This is a genomic window from Streptosporangium sp. G12 (assembly GCF_052983175.1).
Map to the genome: position 1 here is coordinate 18,703 of NZ_JBRIQO010000043.1, position 20,968 is coordinate 39,670.

Here is a 20,968-nt window from a genome sequence, read left to right on the forward strand (position 1 = left end):
CGGATGCACTGCCCACAACGGTTCGCTACGAGGATAACCACTGCAGAAACGTGGAGATTTGCCATGCTCCGGGGAGTCGCCGAGCTATTGACGCGATTATGTAAACGTTTTATGTTGATGAACATTCTGTTTCGGCTCGGTACCGCACGAAGGGCGTTGGACGTGAGCATGACGCGGGTCCGCGGCGACGCTGGTGGCACCAGCCCACCCATTGAGAAGGCACCGGCCTCGTCTCCCGCCGACGGCTCCCCCGCCGGTCGCCTGCGGCGCGTCCGGGCCGACCGCGTGCTGCTGGTCATCGCGGTACCGGGCCTGGTGTACTTCCTGTTCTTCCACTACGGCGCGCTGTTCGGCAACGTCCTGGCCTTCAAGAACTACATCCCGTTCCTCGGTGTCTCGGGCAGCGAGTGGGTGGGCCTGGCGCACTTCGAGCGCATGTTCGGCGATCCGGCGTTCTGGAACGCGGTGGAGAACACGCTGATCATCGCCGCCCTGCAGCTGGTGTTCTTCTTCCCCGCCCCGCTGGCCCTGGCGCTGCTGCTGAACAGCCTGGTGGGCGACACCGTCCGGCGGTTCGTGCAGAGCGTGATCTACCTGCCGCACTTCCTGTCGTGGGTGATCGTCATCGCGCTCTTCCAGCAGATGCTGGGCGGCGCGGGCGTGGTCAACGGCTGGCTGTCGAACCTGGGCGCGGGCATCTCGATCATCGGCAACCCCGACGCCTACGGGCCGCTGGTGATCGCGCAGCTCATCTGGAAGGAGTGCGGCTGGGCCACGATCATCTTCCTGGCGGCGCTGTCTCAGGTCGACGAGCAGCAGTACGAGGCGGCGGCGCTGGACGGCGCCGGCTGGGGACGGCGGCTGTGGCACGTCACGCTGCCCGCGATCAGGCCCGTCATCGTGCTGCTGCTGGTGCTGCGGCTGGGCGAGTTCCTGTCGATCGGGTTCGAGCAGTTCTTCCTGCAGCGCCAGTCGGTGGGACCGGAGACCGGCGAGGTGCTGGAGACGTTCGTCTACTTCACCGGCTTCGCGGGCGGCGACTTCGGTTACGCCGCCGCGGTCGGGCTGTTCAAGGGCCTGATCGGCGTGGTGCTCATCTACACCGCTAACAAGGTGGCACACCGGCTGGGCGAGCAGGGGGTTTACAAGGCATGAGCGTGACAGCCGCACCCGCCTGGAAGGGCCGCCCCGGCCCGGCCGTGCGCGCCGCCAAGGCCGTGGCGCTGACCGTGGTGGTCTCGTTGGTGGTCTTTCCGCTGTGGACGGTCCTGGCCACCAGCCTGGCCAGTCCGCAGAACGTCATCGAGAACGGCGGCTGGGTGATCTGGCCGACTGAGTTCTCACTGGACGCCTACGCCGACATCCTGGAAGGCGGGATCATCACCCGCGCGCTGCTGGTCAGCACGGGCGTCACCCTGGTGGGCACGGCGCTGAGCCTGGCGTGCACCATCGGCCTTGCCTACACGCTGAGCAGGCCGCGGGTCTACGGCGGCAAGCCGATGCTGCTGCTGGTGCTGTTCACGTTCCTGTTCCCGCCGGGAATGGTGCCGCTGTTCCTGGTGGTGCAGGGCGCCGGGCTGTTCGACCAGTACGCCGCGCTGGTCCTGCCCTTCCTGATCAACGTGTTCAACCTGGTCGTGATGCGCGGCTTCTTCCAGGCCATCCCGCAGGAACTGCTCGACGCCGCGCGGATGGACGGCGCCGGTGAGCTGGCGATCCTGCGCAAGGTCGTCCTTCCGCTGTCCAAGGCGGTCATCGCGGTGATCGGCCTGTTCTACGCGGTCGCGTACTGGAACCGCTTCTTCGAGGCCATCATCTACTTCAACGACCAGACCAAGTGGCCGATCGGCACCGTCCTGCGGCAGTACGTCACCGGAGGAGCCTCCCTGTCCGAGAGCGCGGGCGAGCTGGCGGCCACCTCACCGCAGTCGGTCCAGATGGCCGTCGTCATGCTCGCGACGCTGCCCATCGTGTGCGTGTACCCGTTCCTGCAGCGCTACTTCGCCAAGGGCGTCCTGACCGGCGCGCTGAAAGCCTGACCGGCATTCTGGCCGGTGCCCCGAAGGCTCGAACCCCCATGAGAAACACTCCTTTCGGCGCGATGCCGAGAGAGGAACCCTTGCCATGGATCACCGCATCGACCGCCGTTCCCTGCTGCGCCTGGCCGGCACCGGCGCGCTCGGACTGGCCGCCACGCCCCTGCTGTCCGCGTGCGCTGGCCAGAGCCCGTCAGGAGGCGGAGGCGTCTCCAACGCGGGCAAGAGCCTGGCCCCCTGGCCGGCCTACGTGCCGTTCACCGGACCCGCGCCGGACCTTCCCGGCGACGCCTCCGGCGTGCAGCCGCTCTACTTGAAGTACCCGGAAAAGCTCGTACGGTCGGTGAACGACACCGTCGGCGACGGCTCCGAGGTCAGGGCCATGGTCGTGTCGTTCGGCGCCCCGCCGAAGCCGGTCGGCCGGAACGAGTACTGGCAGGCGCTCAACAAGGCGCTCAACGTCAATCTGAACGTCACCGTCGTGCCCGACCCGGAGTACGCGCAGAAGATGGCCACGCTGATGGCCGCCGGCGACGACCTGCCGGACATCATCATGTTCAACAACCTGGCGCTTCCGCACGCGGCCGAGTTCATCCAGGCCCGCTGCGCCGACCTGTCGGAGTTCGTCGGCGGGGACGCGGTCAAGCAGTTCCCGAACCTCGCCAACCTCCCGACCTACGCCTGGCAGGGCATGGGCAGGATCGGCGGCAGAATCTACGGGGTCCCGCTGGAGCGGCCGAAGCCGGCCAACAGCCTGTTCGTCAACCGCTCGGCCATGGACGCGGCCGGCGTTCCCAAGGACTGGACGACCGAGCAGTACCTGGACGCCATGAAGGAGCTGACCGGCGACCGCAAGTGGGGCGTGGGCTGGTTCAAGACGCTGTTCGGCGGCCTGGGCGGGATCACCTACCACGCCGGCTCGCTGGGCGCGCCCAACACCTGGTCGGCGTCGGGCGGCACGTTCTCGCACACCGTCACCACACCGCAGTTCGAGCAGGCCCTGGAGATCATGCGCAAGCTGGCCGAGGCCAAGACGCACTACCCCGACAGCCTCACCGTCAGCTCCACCGACATGCAGAGCTACTTCCACAACGGCACGGTCGCCTCGATCAACGACGGCTTCGGTTCGGTGAACCTGGGCTTCATAACGAAGATCAACGACCGGTTCGACCTCGACCTCGGGCGGCCGTACGGGGAGAACCCCACACCCTGGCAGAGCCCCGGCATGTTCGGCTACGTCGCCTTCAAGAAGGCCTCCCCCGAGCGGATCAAGCTGCTGCTGCGCATCTGCGACTACCTCAGCGCGCCGTTCGGAACCAGCGAGTACGAGCTGGCCAACTACGGCGTCGAGGGCAGGCACTTCACCAAGGACGCCGACGGCATCAAGACCACCGAGCTGTACACCCAGGAGAACAACACCCTCCTGCCCGTCAAGTTCCTCGGCGCACCCCCCTCCGTCCTCTACCTGCCGGGCTATTCCGACGTGGCCAAGTCCGTGTACGAGTGGCAGAAGGCGACCCTGCCCGACAGCGTCCGCAACCCCGCCGTCGGCCTGCGCTCGGCCACCGAGGCGAGCAAGGGCGCCCAGCTCGGCCAGATCCTCGGGGACGGGATCACCGCTGTCACGTTCGGGCGCAAGCCTCTGTCGGCGTGGAAGGACGTCGTCACCCAGTGGCGGCAGGCGGGCGGTGACCAGGTCGCCGCGGAGCTGGCCAAGGAGCACGCGGCCAACCAGTAGACCGGGAGCGCACCGCGAATCGGCTGGCCGACCCCTCCCGGGGCGTTCGGGGCAATCCTCTCCCCTGCCGGTTCCCCGGCACGTCGCCGTCCGCACCCGCGTGGCCGCGAAGGTCCCGGACACCACCTCAGGCGCGGGGCCCCGGCCGTTCGCAGGTGGGAACGCCGTCCAGACGCACGGTCACCGTCTCTGCGCCGGGCAACGTCAGGACGACCAGGTCGCCCCGCACCCGCACGTCCGGTGCGGGCGGCCGCTGTCGCGTCACCGCCAGGTGCACGAGGCTGACGTAGACCGCGGTGCCGCCGGGGTGGGCGTCGGCGACGGCGTACGGCGTGATCGAGTACTCGCCGAAGGCGTTGGTACCCTGCCCCGTCACCATGCCTGTTCCCGTGTAGCCGTGCAGGGCGTACACGGCGCTGCTCAACCCGTCCGGGCGCCGGGCCAGTGCCACCCCTTCCCCCACGCTCGGCTCCGGGGGAACCACCGCGGCCAGGGCGTGGCCGCCGTCTCGGACCCGGTATCCGGCGGGGGCCGTGACCCGGTGAATCCTGATCTCCGCCGGGCCGTCGACGACCGAGGCCGTCACCACGTGGACCGGGCCGTCCTGGTAGGCGGAGGCGGCGAACCGGTCGGAGACGGCCAGGGGCTGGATGCGCCGCCTGAGGGAAGGCGTCCCGTCGGGCGCGATGACGGCCAGGTGGTTGTCCACCCCCTGCGCCTTCTCCCCCAGCTCGGGGCCGGTGTGACTGGTGTAGGCGAACTTCAGGTAGTGCGGGTCGGGCGGCCCGTCCGGGTCCTGGACGCGGTCACGGTCGCTGCCGTGGTTGACGAGCCGCACGACGCCGTCCGCCCGGGTGGCGTGCAGCAGCCAGCCGGGCGCGGGCATGGCCACCGTCTGGTCGGCCAGGTCGACGGGCGCGGCCTCCTCGGCGTCCGTCCAGACCGGGTGCTCGGGCGGCAGCAGCAGGCCGAGGAAGGCCTTACTGGCCCAGTAGGGTGACGCCGGCCCCGAGTAGTCCTGCGCGATGGGCGGGAACGGGTCGTACCAGCCCAGGGTGAGCAGGCCGCGCTCGTCGGGCGCGCCGCGCTCGGCGAAGTGGCTCAGGACGCCGCTGGCGATGCGCCGGGTGCGGCCGGGCGGAAGGGGCGAGGCGCCGGTCAGCGCTCCCAGCCACAGCGGCGCGACCGTCGCGAACCGGTAGGTCAGCGAGCGCCCCTGGTTCACCGGCCCGCCGTCGGCGGCGAAGAAGTGCTGGTACTGGCCCAGGAAGCGGTGAAGCCGCGCCGCGTAGAGTTCCTGGCGGGCGGTGTCGCCGGCCATCCTCGCCCACAGCGACGGGTACAGGTGCATCGCCCAGCCGCAGTAGTAGTCGAAGTTCTTGCCCCTGCCGTCGGAGTACCAGCCGTCGCCGGCGTACCACTCCTCGATCCGTTCCAGCCCGCCGGTGATCTCCGCCGGTTCGTGCGGCCCGCCCACTTCGGCCAGGAACTGCTCGACGACCACCTGGAACAGCACCCAGTTGTTGTCCGGTGTACGCCGCCCGGCGAATCCGGCCAGCCAGGCCACCACCCGCTCCTGCTCGGCCGGCGACAGCCGGTCGAACAGCCACGGCCGGGTCTCGTGCAGCGCCAGCGCCACCGAGGCCGCCTCGACGAGCTGCTGGGACATGTCGGTCAGTGCGGGCCAGGCGTACGGGTGGGCCGGGTCGGTCCCGGCCGTCAGGCCACCGGCGTAGCGCTCCAGCAGCGCGGGCGGCACCGCGCCGCCCGCTCCGGCGATCCTGAAGGCGGCGAGCAGGAACGTGCGGGCGAAGCCCTCCAGCCCGTCGCTCACCGGCCCCGACCGGCTCGCCCTGCCGGGCAGGCGGAACTGGGCGAAGCCCTCCGTCGCGTACGGCACCACGGAGGCCAGCAGGCGATCGGCAGCGGCCTCCCAGTGCGCCCGGGTCCAGCCGGTGTGGCCGGACAGTTCTTCGTCGGACGATGAGAGGCCGCGTATTGACATAAAACGGATACTACTGTTTTTACATGCGTTTTATCAGAGGTATTCCGGCTATCACAGTAAGCGTTTTAACTTTGGTGTCTAGCCGCCCGCGTAGCTGATGCTCGGCCTGGGCGGCGTGGTCATGCCGTTGCCGAGGAAGTAGTCGAGGTGGTGGGACTGCATGTAGCCCTTGAGGGTCATCGCGTTGCGGTAGGCGGGGTTGTGCGCCAGCGTGTACAGCCGGGTGCCGGTGGGCCGGTTGGTAGTGAAGATGATGAGCTCGTTGTGGCTCGCGTTGGTGTAGACGACCTCTTCCCGCCAGTCGCCGAGAAGGTCGCCGACCAGGGTGGGGTTCACGCCCTGGGCCGCGCTGACCGCACCGTACTGTGAGATGTTCAGCAGCCGGGGGACCCGGTTGGTGGCGGTGGGGTTGTTCGGGTCCCACTTTTCGAACTTGCCGTCGTTGAGCAGTTCCATGGTGAGGTCGCCGTCCCACCACAGGCCCATCTGCGGCCAGGGCCGCAGCGAGGTGTTCGGTTCGGCGAGCCGGTTGGCGGGCGCGTTGTACAGGCCGGAGAAGGACCAGACCTCCATGCCGGGATGGCGGGGGTCGATGTCACCGGCCATGCCGCGCCCGACGTCGGCGGTGCCGGACTCCACGTGCCGCCAGATGATGCTGCCGTTTCGGGCGTCGTAGTAGTACTCGCGCAGGCCGCTGGGGTTGACCTGCTGCACGCCGTAACCCTGCAGGCCCGGACGGGAGGGGTCCATCTTCGCGATGTGGAAGCGGTCGCCGTGCACGACGCCCGCGGGCCCCAGCGAGTAGCGCAGGGTGCCGTCGCCGTTGAGCACGAACCCGATCTCGGCGACCTCGTCCCTGCCGTCACCGTCGACGTCGATGATGCGGGTGTTGTGCCCGTCAGGGGCGTTCTGGTTGCCACGCAGCCATTTCCACTGCTGGGTCAGGGTGCTGCCGTCGAACCTCCAGGCGGCCATCATGAGGTTGAAGGCCCCGCTGCCGATCCGGTTCTTCATGAAGGCCACCAGGCTCGGCGTGGTGCCGTCGAGGTAGCCCACCCCGAAGCGCGCGTACATCGGGCCGTCGGACAGATAGTCGGTCGGCACCGGGGCCGTGGCCCGGGCCGCTCCGGTCTGGCCGTCGAGAATGGCGATGAACTGGCGGTTGTCGTCGCTGTTGGTGAACCTCGTCCCGTTGCCGAAGGTCACGCCGTTGGCGATGCGCACGGCGACCTCGGCCCGGCCGTCACTGTCGAGATCCTGGACGGTGACCCCGTCGTTGTGGCCGACGTCGATCGTGGACGACCCGCCCTCGATGTTGTTCTGGTTGGTGCTGTTGGGCCCCATGTCGACCTGCCACAGGAAGCGCCCGTCGCTGCGGTAGGCCTCGATCTTCTGGGGGGAGGTCTGTCGGTCGAGCACGTAGTCGTACTCGCCGTCGCCGTCGAGATCACCGGCCCAGACGAACTTCACCGCACCGCCGGCGCGCAGCGGCACGCGGACCACCGGCTCGGTGGCGTGGTTGGCGGTCAATGTGAACGCCGCGCTGGGCGCCTGCTCCGTACCGCCGGTCACCGGCCGCACCTGGTAGCTGTTGGACCGCGTCAGGTCGGCCGTGGAGTCGACGTAGTTGGTGCCGCCGGTCAACACGCCGGAGTTGAGCTTGACGTACGAGCCGCCGGCGGTGGAACGGTAGACGTTGAAACCGATGCCGTCCGGGTCCAGTCCCAGCAACCGCCAGCTGACTAGGACGTCTCTGCTGCTGGAGCGCACGGCCACCACGCCACGACCCAGATTCTCCATCGGACGGACGGGAGCGAGCGCCGAGGCGCCGGTCGAGGCGGTGGTCGCGGAGGTGGGACCGGCGACCAGCGCCGTCGTGGCCATCACGATCGCCGAGGCGATGACGGCCGGCCGGCGAGCGGCTCGCCATCGACGCATGACACGCATGAAGATCTCCTTCACTGTGGGGGGTGGGATTACGCGGGAAGCCGATCTCCGATCAGGGCGAGGCACTGGATGGCGGCCAGACCGTACTGCGCGGAGGCGTTGACCGAGGCGAAGGCGGCCTCGTCGACCGGTTTGAGCACCTTCGAGCCCTCCAGCCGCGCCGACGTGAACTCCAGGGTCCGCGGGTACCCGGCGTGGCCGGTGTCGAATTCCTGCCACGCCCGGGTGGCGAGGCCCGCGTCGCCGAGCTTGACGGCGGCGTAGGCGGTGAGGCGGGAGTGGGCCTGACGCAGGTTCTGGTTGCCGAACGACTGGCCGGCCTCGGCCTGCTGCTCGGCGGCGGTGCCGTTGTACAGGCGGCAGTACTGCAGCCACGCCCCGGTGAACGCCTCGTCGCCGGTGAGGGAGATGAGTTCGCTGCACAGCTCGACCAGGCCGAACACCGCGCCGAGCGAGCCGACGCTGACCGCGGTGGCAGTGGGCTTGAAGGTGCCGTCGTCGAGGTCGTACAGGCCGCTGCCGCGGATGAACCCGTTGGGCATCGCGGCGATGGTGCGCATGCCGTTCAGCAGTTTCTCGCGGGCGATCGGCGCGCCGCCGCGCTCCCATTCGGTCAGCCAGGCGAGCGCGAGGCCGCTCCAGTCGGTCCCGGTGCTGACACCGAGCGCGTGCGGGTCCGGCTCGTACGGCCCTGTGCGGATCTTGCGGATGGGGTCCAGGACGAGGAACGTCCTGTCGACGTCCACGAGGTCGCGCAGCAGGTCGCCGATACGCTCGTCGGCGGTGAGGAAGTAGAGGAAACGCCGGTAACCGGCGTTGCTGATGCGGGCTTGCTTGGCACTGTCGGCCCAGTGCTGGACGCCGTGCCGCGTCCCCAGATCCCGCCATTTGCCCAGATGGTAGACATCGACCTCTCCGGTGTGCCGGGTCATCGCCTCGGCGAACCTGAACGCCTCGGCCTTGCCGGTGCGCAGGTAGTGGTACCAGAGCCACAGGTCGGTCGACAGCTCGGAGTTGTCCCAGGCGTAGCCGCCGACGTCATAGCGCCACACGTGCCGGTCGGCGTCGTAGCTGTGCATGATGTCGCCGTAGTCCCAGAAGCCGTACCAGGAGCGCTGGTCGACCTGTTCGCGGTGGTAGTCGAACAGGAAGTCCAACCGGTCCTCGATCCGCTTCCTGGCCGGGGTCGAGCGGTCGACCGGCGACCAGTCGCCGAACACCCCGGCCGCGTGCAGGTGCGCCGGTGGCGCGACGATCAGCGGCGGCGTCCGCACGGCCTGGGTCAGCTCCGCCACCCGCTCCGCGGCCGGGGTGGACTCCAGCGCCCAGAACATCAGCTCCGTGGTGCGCGCGATTCCGTACGGGGTGCCGAAGCCCGGCTCGTAGTCCTCGTAGGTGATCTCCAACCCTTCGAGCTGCTCGGGGTAGGTGTCCTGGCCGAGCCCGTCGTGGTAGAAACGCAGGTCCATCGGCCCGGCCTCGGGCGACCACAGCCACACGGTGACCTCGGCCCTGTCGCCGGCGGCGCGCCGTACGTCGAGCTGGGTGGGGTGCAGCTGCCAGAAGTTGCGCATGCCGAAGGCGAATCCTCCGCCGGGGCCGCCGACGTAGCCGAGCCCGCCGGCCCGGCCGCCGGAGTCGACGGGGATCCAGCCGTGGCCGGCCTTGGTGCGCTTGCGGATCTGGAAGCCGTCGGCGCTGATCTGGCGCAGCGAGTAGTCGCCGAAGGCCGGGATGAGGTGCAGCCGGGAGGAGACCCGGGTGTCCCAGGTCGCCACCGGCGGGGTGGCCTGCCCGGTGACCTGTGCCTGGCGGACCGCCGCGCCCGGGTCGCGGCGCAGGCCGGTGATGCCGCGCACCGCCTCGGACAGCACGCCGTCGCCCTGCCCGGCGAAGCGCACGTGCCGGTCGTGGAGCTCACCGCGCATCGGCACCTCGAAACGGATGCCGAGGCCGCTGATGAAGTCCTTCTTCTCGTCGCCGTCGAACACGAAGCTGTGCACCGCGCGGATGCCGTCGCTGCCGGTGTAGAAGTACAGGCGTACGGTGAACGGCAGCCAGGATCTCCCGCCGCGCCGGTGTTCCCCCTCGATTCTGATCACTGCGCGGACCGGGCCCGACTGCTCGACCGTCACCTTCTCGGTGCGGCCCTCGAACCTCTCCCGCTTGACCGTGCCGCCCTCGTCGTCTCCTGGCTCGTCCTGCCGCAGGCAGATCAGCCTGCCGTCGCGGGCGATCTCCAGATCGCCCCGCGTGATGGAGCGCACCAGCCGGTCGCCCTTCTTCGGGATCAGACACCGGATGACACCGGTGCTCACCTCGACCTGGTCCCGGCCGTCCTTGACCGTCACGGCCGCCGCCGGTGCGGCGGGCCGGCCCGCGGTGAGGAGGTAGTGCTCGGCCGGGGCGACGTCGGCGCCGATGGCGTGCGCGGTCCACTTCAGCGACCCGTCGGGCCAGTAGGCGGTGGCCCACGTCTGGACGGGCACCTGCTGCCCGGCGGCGGTGCGCAACGCGAAGTCCTGGCCCTTGGGAACGGCACCCTTCGGCCACGGCACGCCCCACGTGGACCCCGCGGCCAGCCGGCCGGGAGCGCCGCCCTCCAGCCAGTGGAGTCGAACGCCGTCGTCGAGCACGTCGCGCGCCGCCACCGGCCGGGCGGCCGCGGCGCGCGCCGATCCCGGAGGCAGACCGATCTGACCGGCTGCGGCCGCCGCCGCGGCGCTGAGGAGCAGTTTGCGTCGGGACATCATCGCCATGAGGGGGGCTCCACTGGGGTTGGCGTTCATACCGATGAAACGGTCACGTGTTTAACCGTTTACATTCGCAGATGGCAACATGGACGTCGGGAGCTGTCAAGGGGTCCGCCACACCGCAGCGGAGAATCTCCCAGCGTGTCGGCGGCGACAGCCGTTTGATTTCTTCTTCCGCGACGGAGGGGCAGGCGCGGGCGGGCGGCGATTTGACAGCGAGCGAGACAGGAGGAAGCATCACGCGTAAGCGGTTTACCAACGGTTTTCGCTTCAGGTGGAGGTTGGATGGTCCGGCGTGCGGCGTCCCACGAGGAAGGGCGGCGGCCGACGACGATCCGGGACGTGGCCGCGCACGCGGGCGTGTCCGTCGCCACGGTGTCACGGATCCTGTCCGGCACGTACCCCAGCGCACCCGCCACCCGCAGCAAGGTCATGCGGGCGGTGCGCGAGCTGGACTACGTGGCCAACGCCAACGCGCGGGGGCTGGCGGGGGCGAGCAGCCGGAGCGTCGCCATCATCGTCACCTCCGTGATCTCGCCGCACTACGCCCACGTCGCCCAGGGCGTGCAGGCCCAGGCCGCGCTGGAGGGCAAGCTCTGCATCGTCGGCACCACCGGCGGCGACCCGGAACGCGAGCTCGCCACGGTGCAGTTGATGCGCCAGGAGCAGGCCGAATGCGTGATCCTCGTCGGCAACGTGGTGGACGACGCGGCCTACCGCGAGCGGATGGGCGAGTACGCCCGCGCGCTGGCGCTCGCCGGCTCGCAGCTCGTCCTGTGCGGACGCCCGACGCTGGGCCCCGATGTGCCCGCCCTCGTCGTCGAGTACGACAACGCCGCCGGCGCGTACGCCATCACCAGCCATCTGCTCTCGGCGGGTCACCGGCGCGTGCTGTTCCTCGGCCGGCGCGACGGCTACACGACCCAGGACAGCCGCCTCGCCGGCTACCGCGACGCCCTTGCCGACCACCGCGTGCCCCACGACCCCGGCCTTGAGGTCGAGGGCACGATGGAGCGGCAGGAGGGCTACCGCATGATCCGCGAACGGCTGGGCTCCGGGCCACGTGACTTCACCGCCGTCTTCGCCTGCAACGACCTCATCGCGGCGGGCGCCCGCCAGGCCCTGCGCGAGCACGGGCTGCGCGTCCCCGACGACGTCTCCATGGTCGGCTTCGACGACCTGCCCCCGGCCGCCGACATCGACCTCACCACGGTCCACGTGCCGCACGAGGAGCTCGGCCGCACCGCGGTACGCCTCGCCCTCGAACACCGGCAGAACACCTCGGGATCGGCCGGGCAGGTCATGCTCGGCACCCACATCATCGTCCGCGACTCGGTCCGGACCTTCAGAGGCGACCACCCCCCGGCTCCCTGAGGACCTCGTTCACGCCCGCGGCCACGGCGTCCCGGAGGGCGTCCGGCCATGGCGGGGCGGTCACGAGGTCGCTCGCCCGAAGACACGCCACCCGTAGGCGCCGATGGTGTCACCGGCCTCGCTGGCCGCCTCCGGCCGGCCTCCGAAGGACGAAGGCGGCGTGAAGGGCTGTCCGGAGTGGTTGATGACGAACAGACGCCCATCGCGCACAACGGCCTCGACGTGCTGCGGCAGCCGGTCCACGGGCGGACGGACGCCGGCGTCGGCGAAGATCCGCGCGGTGACCGCGCGCATGCCGTCCTCGTCGGGGACGGTGGCCAGGTAGTAGGCCGTTCCCGAACCGCTCGTCCGCGAGGTGAAGGCGGGGTGCCCCTGGAGCCTGCCGTCGCGGAAGTCACCGATGACCGTCGCGTCGATCAGGTCGAGTTCCTCGGCGAACAGGCGGCCGGTCATCGAGGCGTCTCCGAGGGACACGGTCACCGTGGTGCGATCGTGCGCGTCGATGGGAAGGGCACCGAAATCCCTCACCCTGAGGCCGAGTGTGGCTCCCAGCCGTGTGGTGAAGCCCCCGGTGGCGAACCTGTCGTGCTCGTCGACCACGTCGCTGAACGCCGACAGCAGCAACGTCCCGCCGCCGGCGACGTAGGCCGCGATGTTGGCCGCCGACGCGTCGGTCAGCAGGTAGAGCTGTGGTGCGATGACGACGGCGTACTTCGACAGGTCGTCGTCCGGGTGGCGGATGTCGGCGGTGACGTGCTGTCGATGGATCGCCGCGTGCCACTGCCGCACGACCGCGAGGTAGTCGAAGCGCACCGGATGGTCGGAGTTCTCCACCGCCCATCGGTTCTGCCAGTCGTAGATCAGCGCCACGGGCGCGTCGACCTCCGCCGAGAGCCGAGGGAGCCCGGCCAGGTTCTGCCCGAGCTCGACGATCTCCCTCCAGGTGCGGGTGCCGGTTCCCGCGTGCGGCACCATCGCCGAGTGGAACTTCTCCGAACCTGATCGGGACTGGCGCCACTGGAAGAACATCACCCCGTCGGCACCTCGCGCGACGGCCTGCACGCTGAGGGCCGCCATCTGTCCCGGCGCCTTCGGCGAATTGCTCGCACGCCAGTTGACCGCGTCCGGGGCCTGCTCCATGAGGACCCACGGAACCCCCGGTTTGAGGGATCGCATCAGGTCCCGGGTGAAGGCGGCCTCCCGGAACGACTCCGGGTCCGCCGGATCGGGGTAGCTGTCGTCGGCGACCAGGTCCAGGTCCGCCGCCCACGAGCGGTAGTCGATCGGCTCGAACGCGCCCATGAAGTTCGTGGTGATGGGCTGGGTGCCCCCCGCCGCGCGGATGATCGACCTTTCCATGCGGTAGAGCTCGAGCAGCGCGTCGGAGGTGAAGCGTTTGAAGTCCAGGAGGCCGGAGGGGTTGACGCTGTAGGGCGCGAGCCGGGGCGGGACGACCTCCTCGAAATCGCCGTAGCGCTGCGACCAGAAGGCGGTGCCCCAGGCGTCGTTCAACGCCTCGATGTCGCCGTACCGCCCGCGCAGCCAGGCGCGGAACGCGACCGCGGCGTTGTCGGAGTAGTCGGCGTGCACATGGCAGCCGTACTCGTTGTTGACGTGCCACATCACCACCGCGGGATGGGAGGCGTAGCGTTCCGCGATCGCTCCGGCGAGTTCGGCCGCCAGGCGCCGGTACACCGGCGACGTGGGAGCGTACGCCTGCCGGCTACCGTGCCAGTAGGTGGCTCCCGAGGCGTCCTTCGGCAGGATCTCGGGGTAGGCCCGGCTCGCCCACGGTGGCGGGGAGGCGGTGGCCGTGGCGAGATTCACCCCGATTCCACCCGCGTGCAGCTTGTCGAGGATCCGGTCGAGCCAGCCGAAGTCGAACTCGCCCTCGGCGCGCTGGATGCGCGCCCACGCGAACACCCCCAGGCTGACCAGATTCACACCCGCCGCCCGCATCAGCCGGATGTCGTCGTCCCATACTGATTCGGGCCACTGTTCCGGGTTGTAGTCGCCGCCGTAGTACACCTGAGGTGCTCTCCTGCCAGTGGGTCGTGTCCGGGCGCGTACGCCGACGCCGCCGGGCCGCTGGGCGGCACGTGCTCGTCACCGGAATTAAAACGTTTCTACCGAAGGGGTGCAAGCCCTTGGTGAGCACCCGCGGGCTCGGGGCGGTGTATGCCGCGCGGCCGGTAGCCGAGCGCGTCGGCAACGCCGGCCAGCTCGGCGAGCAGCCACACGATCGCCAGCCACATCTCGGTGCCCTGCAGTCCCGGTGCGGTCGCCGCGGTGCCGGCCGTGGACGGGTGCGGCGCCTGGAAGCCGAAGCCCTGGTGGTCGGTCCAGTGCCCGAGCGCGTCGGGCAGCAGGTTCCGGGTCAGGGCCGTCACCTCTTCGGCGCGGTAGTCGGTAGAACCCGTTCACGATCTGCAGCAGCCCGTCGGCCTGGCGAGGTGATCCCCACATCCCGGTGCCGGGGTCGGCGCGCGCGAGCAGCCACCCGAACACGGCCTCCAGGGCGCCGGGCCGTCCCGGCTCGTCCAGTCGGCGGTTGAACAGGAACGCGGTGCCCAGCACGTCCGTCCAGTGTCCCGCGTGCCAGGCGTGCTCCGCCCAGGGCTGGCGTTGCAGGCCGGTGACGATCTCGGCCGCGTCGCATTGGGCTCGCACCGTGTGGGGCGCACCGGGCCTGTCGGCGAACATCCCACCGGAGAAACAGCGGGTCAGGACCTCCTCGGCCTGCCGGCGCGCGGTCTCGGCGAACGCGGCCACCGCGGCGGCCAGGTCGCCGACGGCCGCGGCATCGGCGGACGGCCGCAGGCCGGGCACCCGCCAGCGCAGGACCTTCGCCGGGTTGCCCCCGACGATCGCCCCGGCCGGCACGTCCTTGGTGACCACGGCCCCGGCGCCGATCACCGCGCGGTCGCCCACGGTCGCCCCGTCCAGGACCACCACGTGAGACCCGATCCAGACGTCGTTCCCGACACGGATGCCGCGGGAGCCGATCGGCTGCCGGAACACCTCGGTATCGGGATCGGACACGGTGTGGTTGAACGCCAGCAGCGAGGTGTGCGCGCCGATCCGGACCGCGTCACCGAGCTCGATGTCACCGCGGACGACGGTGTAAGGGTTGATCGTGCAGTCCCGGCCGGTCAGCAGCGATCCCGTCAGGTACGCGCCCGCGGCGATGTAGCTGCGCGAGCCGAGCCGCAGGACGTCGTTCTGCACCGCCGCGAGCTCGGAGACGAAGCACGACTCGGCGAACTCGGAGCCAGGATGGTTCTCGATGAGCCGGCCCTGCAGGTCGAGCTGCCGAGCATGCTCATCCGCACCGGCCTCGGACCAGAAGGACCAGGGTGAGTAGCCGAAGTGGCGACGAGCCGACGTTGCGTCGGCCTCGGGATGAGTTTCGGTCACGATGATCCATTCTGGGGTGGCGCCCCCTGCGGCCCGGCCCTGTGGGGCGATTCCAGTCTCGTAGGAATGATGAAAACGTTTACTATATCGTGAGCTAAAACCGTATGCCGACGCTCCCCTTCCCGCAAGGGGAGTCGGGCGGGGACGCCCACCGGCCGCAGGGTGCGACCCGGTTCGACCATCTCGGCACACTGCCTGAATCACCTGCTGGACATGGCTTCCGATAAATGCCGGACGCCCTTTCCCCGATGCGGCGCCTCTTGACAGAGGATCTGGGGGCGTGATGCCATCGGTCCTTGGTAAACGCTTTAACAATAAGTCGTTTCGACGGGTCACGCCTCCCTGAACGGAGTGCCCACGGCCGCGATGTCCCGCCGGGATCTGCTCTCAAGCGCGGCGGCGGTGCCGCAGGACAGCCCGGCATGAACGCCGGACCCGCGCGGCCGAGGCCACGTACGAGGCCGTTGCGATGGTGTGTGGCCCGCTCGTGGACGGAGCCCCGCCGAAGTGACCGAAGGGCGGCGCGCCCGCGTTCCCATCACCAGAGAAGGAAATCGATGATGACAGGAAATCGACGCGGCGGCACGCGCCGCCTGAGGGCACTGGCGCTCTGCGCCCTGACCGGCCTGACGGTCGGCGCGGCGACGGTGCCGGCGGCGTCCGCCCCGGTACCGGCACAGGCCCAGACCGCCGGTCACGGCGTGGGTCCGCGGCTCATGGAACGGCTCGATCGCGGCGTGGTGGCCGTACGGTCGGGCGAGAAGGAGGTGCTGGTCAGCTGGCGCCTGCTCGGACTCGACCCCAAGGGCGTCGGCTTCGACGTCGAGCGGTCCACCGACGGCGGGCCCTACCGCAAGCTCAACCGCGGGGTCCTCACCAAGGGCACCAACTACGTCGACGCCACCGCCGACCTGAGCAGGTCCAACCGCTACCGGGTGCGGCCGGTGGCCGACCGCCGGCCGCAGCCGCCGAGCCGGCCGTTCTCCTTGTCGGCGGGCCACGCGATCGAGCCGGTGGTGCGCGTCCCGCTGCGCGAGGGCGGGCCGATCAAGTTCGTCTGGGCCGGCGATCTCGACGGTGACGGCGTCTACGACTACGTTCTGGACCGCCAGACCACTCCGCAGAAGCTCGAGGCCTACCGCGGCGACGGCACGCTGCTGTGGGAGGTGGACCTGGGCCCCAACAGCACCGACCAGAACAACATCGAGGGCGGCTCGTCCACCATCGACGTCGGCCACAACGACGGTGTCACGGTCTACGACCTCGACGGTGACGGCCGGGCCGAGGTGGCCGTCAGGGTCGCCGACGGCGTCACCTTCGGCGACGGCACCGAGCACACCGAGACCGACGACGTCCGTCAGTCCATCGCCGTCCTCGACGGCCGCACCGGCGCCCCCAGGGCGACCGCCCCCGTTCCGGACGACTACCTCGCCGACGGCCCCATGTACGCCCGCTTCGGCGTCGGCCACCTGGACGGCCGTACCCCCAGCCTCGTGGCGTACATGAAGAACCGCGTCGGCAACGGCGGCTTCAATCTCATGTACAGCGCCTGGAGATTCGACGGCCGCTCGCTGAACCGGCAGTGGAAGTTCCTGCGCGGCGGGCAGGATCTCCCCGACGGGCACAACACCCGCATCGTGGACGTCGACGGCGACGGCCGCGACGAGGTCGGCGAGATCGGGTTCCTGCTCAACGGCGACGGCACCCTGCGCTACAGCCTCGCCCCGCAGGGGATCATCCACGGTGACCGATGGTTCATCGCGGACATCGACCCCGCCAGGCCGGGGCTGGAGGGGTACGGCATCCAGCAGGACCATCCCGGCGGGCTGCTCGATTACTACTACGACGCCGCCACCGGCGCCATGATCTGGAAGCACACCGCCGGAAGCCCGGGCGCCGACGCGGGCCGCGGCATGGTCGCCGACATCGACCCCCGCTTCCCCGGCATGGAGGTCTGGTCCATCAACGGCGAGGTGAACTACGAACAGGGCAAGCCCACCGGCCTCTACAACACCGCGACCAACCGGCTCGTCGAACCCGACACCACCAAGCAGCCCTGGCCGCACATGGGCGTGTGGTGGGACGGTGACCCGCTGAGGGAGCTGTTCAACTCCGACCCCTTCCCCGAGCGGCGTGACGCCAGGATCGAGAAGTGGGACCCGTCCAACCCGGCCCCGCCCCCCGCGCTGCCCAGGCTGGTGACCACCTCGCGGTACGGCGCCGTCACCGCTTCGGGCAGCGCGGTCTACCCGCACCTGGTCGGCGACATCTTCGGAGACTGGCGCGAGGAGGTGGTGCTGACCAGCCCCGAGTTCGACGAGCTCGTCATCTTCACCACCGACCGGCCGACCGACACGCGCCTCTACACGCTGGCGCACAACCCCGCCTACCGCAACGGCATGACCCTCAAGGGTTACCTGCAGTCCAGCAACGTCGACTACTTCCTGGGCCAGGGCATGACCACACCGCCCCAGCCGAACATCGGGTACGCCGGCCCGCCCCGTGGCGAGTGACCCCGACGGATCAGCCCGGTCCGACGCGATCGCGGCGGATGCCCGCGCTCGCCTGACCGGCGGATTCGTCTCAGGCGCGTCCTCATCACCTGTGACCACGCTCAGTCACCGCCGAAAGTGAAACAGAACCGTTTTTCCACAGTCCCCGATCCTGGCTCGCCAACGAGATCCGTCGACGACGGACAACGTCGGTGGCGGTCCCTCGCCCGATCGACGCCGCCTTCGCGACGTGGAGGCGAGGGGCCCGACACTGCTCGGACCGGTGTGCCGCCGCGTTGCCCGGTACAGCCGGTGTCGTCCTGCATCCATTCGCGTCGGGGGGCGCACCGTGGTACGCCCGTTCGATATCGAGGAGATCTTCCCCGAGGTCGCCGCTGGACCACGGCGGCGGTCGGGCGGCTCGGCCCAGGAGCTGGCGGTGACCCTGATCGCCGACTACACCCTGCGTACCCGGGCCTGGCTTGGTCACCACCGGAAGTGAGCCGGAGCCGTTTTTCCACAGTCCCGCGCCGCATGCCTTCGATCCACGCCTCACCCTCTCGACAGACCAAGGCGCATGCCCCGTCGCCGACCCAGATGAGGTGCGGTCAACAGGGAGGCCGAGGAACTCCTCCCGTCCCTCGTCGGTGGTGCCCGGTATTCCTCGCCGGGGCGCGGGCTCGGCGGTGGGCGATGAGGGCGCGGTGGCCCTTGATCGCTACAGCGTGCTGCACTGTCCTGACTTCGGGCCCGTCACGGCGTTGGTGAATCCGTTGTTCACCGGCGGTGCGGCGTTGTCGCTGCACGACAACGGGCCGTTGATCTCGTTCCCGGCGATCACGTTCCACCGTTGTGTCCCGGTCACCGCCAGCCGGCCGATGATCGTGTTGCGGGCACAACCCAGTCGTGGGTTGCCGAACGTCACCGACGATGTCCCGGACACGCTCACCGGGCCGAAGACCTCGGTGTCGCAGACCACGACGGTACCGGCGCCTTCCGCGTTCACCGGGCCTCTGATCACCGCGTCGTTCACCTGCAGTGAGGCTCCGGCGCGCACCGACACCGGGCCCGAGATCGTCGCTCGGTCCAGGCATGTCACGCCGCCGGTCACTGTCAGCTGCCCGGAGTGCCAGCCGGTGATCGTCCGGTCGCAGTTAAGGGCGACGTACGCGTCGACCACGTCGACCACCGCCGTCACCGATCCGAACGTGGTGGAACCGCGGATCGCGAACCGGCCGGCCGCGCCGGTTCCGCCGTCCGGTACCGCGTCCCACACCACCGGGGCCGGCGTGGTCGAACCATCCGCCGTGGTCAGCACCCGCACCGAATCCGGTAAGGCGATTTCGCCGCCGACCCGTACGGCCGAGTACACGGTGTCCTCCACCACGTGCGACGCGTGACTCTTACTGAAGACGTCGATCGACGCGTTCGGCTCGTACGTGCGCGTCATTCCGGGAACGGCGCGGAACAGGGATTCCCATCTCGCCGGTTCCCACGCCAGCACGCCCAGTCCCCGGTTGTTCGGGATGTCGTTGACGATCTGGAACACGCGCTGCAGGGCGTCCGCCTGCCCCTGGATGGTCCGCGGATACGGTGAGTTGGGAAGCGGGGTCCCGTTCCCGCCCGAGGCGGGGTACGACGTCTCGGCAACTTCGATCTTGTACTTGGGGTGCGCTGCCGCCACGGCGTTGACGATGGACTCGTAGTACTCCGGCGACCCGTGCCACTGCGGGTAGTACGAGTGGGCGATGACGTCCGTGTCGGCGCCCTTGGCCTTGATCCGGGTCAGGTACTGGTTCCAGAACTCGAGCGTTTTGCCTTCGATGCCGCTGGTGATGACGTGCGTCTCGACCTTGATGTCCTTGCCGTGGGCGGCCGACACATCCCGGACCGCGCGGATGCCGGCCGCGGAGAGCGTGGCGAAGCGGTCCCACGCCTCGTCGTACAGCCGACGCTGGTCCGGGTCGGTGGAGCGCCAGTAGTTCCAGAGCAGGCCGCCACCGGGTTTCGACTGGTAGATCTCCGGCTGGTCCCGGAAATACGCCGGGCTGGTCACACCGGCCAGCGCGGCCTCACTGCCGAACATGAAGCCGTTTGCGATCTCGTTGCCGACGGCCACCTTGTCGGGTGTCGTGCCCTGCTCGATCAGCCGCTCGATATAGGCGTAGGTGTAGTCGTACACCGCTTTGGTCAGATCGCCGAACTCGAGCTGGGCCCAGGCCCGCGGCTTGGGTTGCTTCGACGGATCGGCCCACGAGTCCGCGTAGTGGAAGTCGACGCCCAAGCCCATGTTCCGTGCCGCGACCCACTTGGCCACCCCCGCCGATCGTTCCGGGCCCTGGTACGGCGTGGCCAGCAGACCGCCCGTGTCCTCGCTGCGAGGTTCGTTGAAGATGCGCAGCCGGGTGTATTCGAAGCCACGATCCTTGAGCACGTCGAGCAGGTGGGGTCCCGCGCCCCGGTCCGCCTCCAAGGGGTTCACCCAGTAGTTGCGCCCTTCGGCGACGTCGTTGTCGACCCAGGAGGCGTCGGAGCCGAGCACCAGCTCCTCGCGCAGGTAGTTGTAAACGCCGAGTTCACTGATTCCCACGGTCGCGCCGGGTGACGCTCCCGTGATCCTCACCCGTACGTATCTCGTCGCCGACTGGGTGAAGAGGTCGACCGATCCGCGGCCTGGCCGGTGGTTGGCCGAATGGTCGGCGATGACGCGCCAGTCGGCGCCGTTCGCCGACGACTCGATCACGTACTGGTAGACCGCTCCCGCGTCCGGGAAGACGACCCTGACCTTCCTCACGTTGTCGTAGGCCCCGCCGAGATCAAGAGTCAGCCATTGGCGCGAAGGCGTGCCCCCGGCGATCCACGCGGTCTGCTCGTCCTGGTCGATCGCCAGGTCGACGGTGGACGCCCCGCTGCCGGCCTTGACGCTCGCCCATGCTTTGGCGCTGATATTGCTCTCGATCGGCTTGATCTGCGCATCGCCGTGGAGCGCGGAGGCCGGGAGGGCCGGCCCCAATGTCGCCGCGCCACAGATCAGCGAGATTGTGGTGGTGATGCCTAATATCGTGCGAAGGGGATGCCTGCGCGTCATTTCCTGTTTCCCGTCTCTGCCCGAGCTTGTGACCGGTGAACACGGCGTCCTGGGCGGCCGCGTGTGGCGGATGCGGTCTCCGCACGGCATCGAAGCCGGGGCGTCCCGCTTTCGGACG

General features: G+C 69.6%; 11 protein-coding genes and 1 pseudogene. 6 read left to right on the plus strand and 6 right to left on the minus strand.

The features are described 5' to 3' along the window. Positions 1-168: 168 nt before the first annotated feature. From ACVCAG_RS42130 to ACVCAG_RS42140, 3 genes are all read left to right on the plus strand, one after another. On the plus strand, positions 169-1,155 hold the full coding sequence (locus tag ACVCAG_RS42130; RefSeq protein WP_447191489.1) for an ABC transporter permease: 987 nt from the start codon (positions 169-171) through the stop codon (positions 1,153-1,155). Then, entirely contained in the window at positions 1,152-2,039 is an 888-nt protein-coding gene (locus ACVCAG_RS42135) for a carbohydrate ABC transporter permease (RefSeq protein ID WP_447191479.1), read from the plus strand. Before ACVCAG_RS42130 ends, ACVCAG_RS42135 begins: the two co-directional genes overlap by 4 nt. Positions 2,040-2,124: 85 nt before the next feature. After that, positions 2,125-3,774 carry an extracellular solute-binding protein gene (locus tag ACVCAG_RS42140; RefSeq protein WP_447191480.1) on the plus strand — a complete coding sequence of 550 codons (1,650 nt, stop codon included), beginning with the start codon at positions 2,125-2,127 and terminating at the stop codon, positions 3,772-3,774. A gap of 127 nt (positions 3,775-3,901) precedes the next feature. Here the strand turns inward: ACVCAG_RS42140 and ACVCAG_RS42145 are convergent, their stop codons facing one another. From ACVCAG_RS42145 to ACVCAG_RS42155, 3 genes are all read right to left on the minus strand, one after another. Continuing rightward, positions 3,902-5,779: a DUF2264 domain-containing protein gene (locus tag ACVCAG_RS42145; protein ID WP_440088885.1), complete on the minus strand. Its 1,878-nt coding sequence runs from the start codon at positions 5,777-5,779 to the stop codon at positions 3,902-3,904. Positions 5,780-5,857: 78 nt separating this feature from the next. Continuing rightward, positions 5,858-7,726 (minus strand): rhamnogalacturonan lyase family protein, encoded by a 1,869-nt coding sequence (locus ACVCAG_RS42150; RefSeq protein ID WP_440088887.1) that lies wholly within the window; start codon positions 7,724-7,726, stop codon positions 5,858-5,860. Positions 7,727-7,755: 29 nt separating this feature from the next. Further along, positions 7,756-10,485: an exo-rhamnogalacturonan lyase family protein gene (locus ACVCAG_RS42155; RefSeq protein ID WP_440088889.1), complete on the minus strand. Its 2,730-nt coding sequence runs from the start codon at positions 10,483-10,485 to the stop codon at positions 7,756-7,758. 279 nt (positions 10,486-10,764) lie between these two features. Here ACVCAG_RS42155 and ACVCAG_RS42160 point away from each other — a divergent pair, with 279 nt between their 5' ends. Further along, positions 10,765-11,853: a substrate-binding domain-containing protein gene (locus tag ACVCAG_RS42160; protein ID WP_440088890.1), complete on the plus strand. Its 1,089-nt coding sequence runs from the start codon at positions 10,765-10,767 to the stop codon at positions 11,851-11,853. Between the two features lie 60 nt (positions 11,854-11,913). On the opposite strand, the gene ACVCAG_RS42165 is transcribed toward ACVCAG_RS42160, so the two are convergent. Both ACVCAG_RS42165 and ACVCAG_RS42170 read right to left on the minus strand, forming a co-directional pair. Next, positions 11,914-13,881, minus strand: a complete 1,968-nt coding sequence (locus ACVCAG_RS42165) for a beta-galactosidase (protein ID WP_440088892.1) — start codon at positions 13,879-13,881, stop codon at positions 11,914-11,916. A gap of 801 nt (positions 13,882-14,682) precedes the next feature. Beyond that, a pseudogene (locus ACVCAG_RS42170) lies at positions 14,683-14,838 on the minus strand (DapH/DapD/GlmU-related protein); the annotation flags it as partial. Between the two features lie 992 nt (positions 14,839-15,830). Here ACVCAG_RS42170 and ACVCAG_RS42175 point away from each other — a divergent pair. Together ACVCAG_RS42175 and ACVCAG_RS42180 are read left to right on the plus strand one after the other, a co-directional pair. After that, entirely contained in the window at positions 15,831-17,783 is a 1,953-nt protein-coding gene (locus ACVCAG_RS42175) for a rhamnogalacturonan lyase family protein (RefSeq protein ID WP_440088893.1), read from the plus strand. Between the two features lie 328 nt (positions 17,784-18,111). Then, positions 18,112-18,264: a hypothetical protein gene (locus ACVCAG_RS42180; protein ID WP_440088894.1), complete on the plus strand. Its 153-nt coding sequence runs from the start codon at positions 18,112-18,114 to the stop codon at positions 18,262-18,264. A gap of 216 nt (positions 18,265-18,480) precedes the next feature. On the opposite strand, the gene ACVCAG_RS42185 is transcribed toward ACVCAG_RS42180, so the two are convergent. Beyond that, on the minus strand, positions 18,481-20,850 hold the full coding sequence (locus ACVCAG_RS42185; protein ID WP_440088895.1) for a glycosyl hydrolase 53 family protein: 2,370 nt from the start codon (positions 20,848-20,850) through the stop codon (positions 18,481-18,483). Between the last annotated feature and the right edge of the window lie 118 nt (positions 20,851-20,968).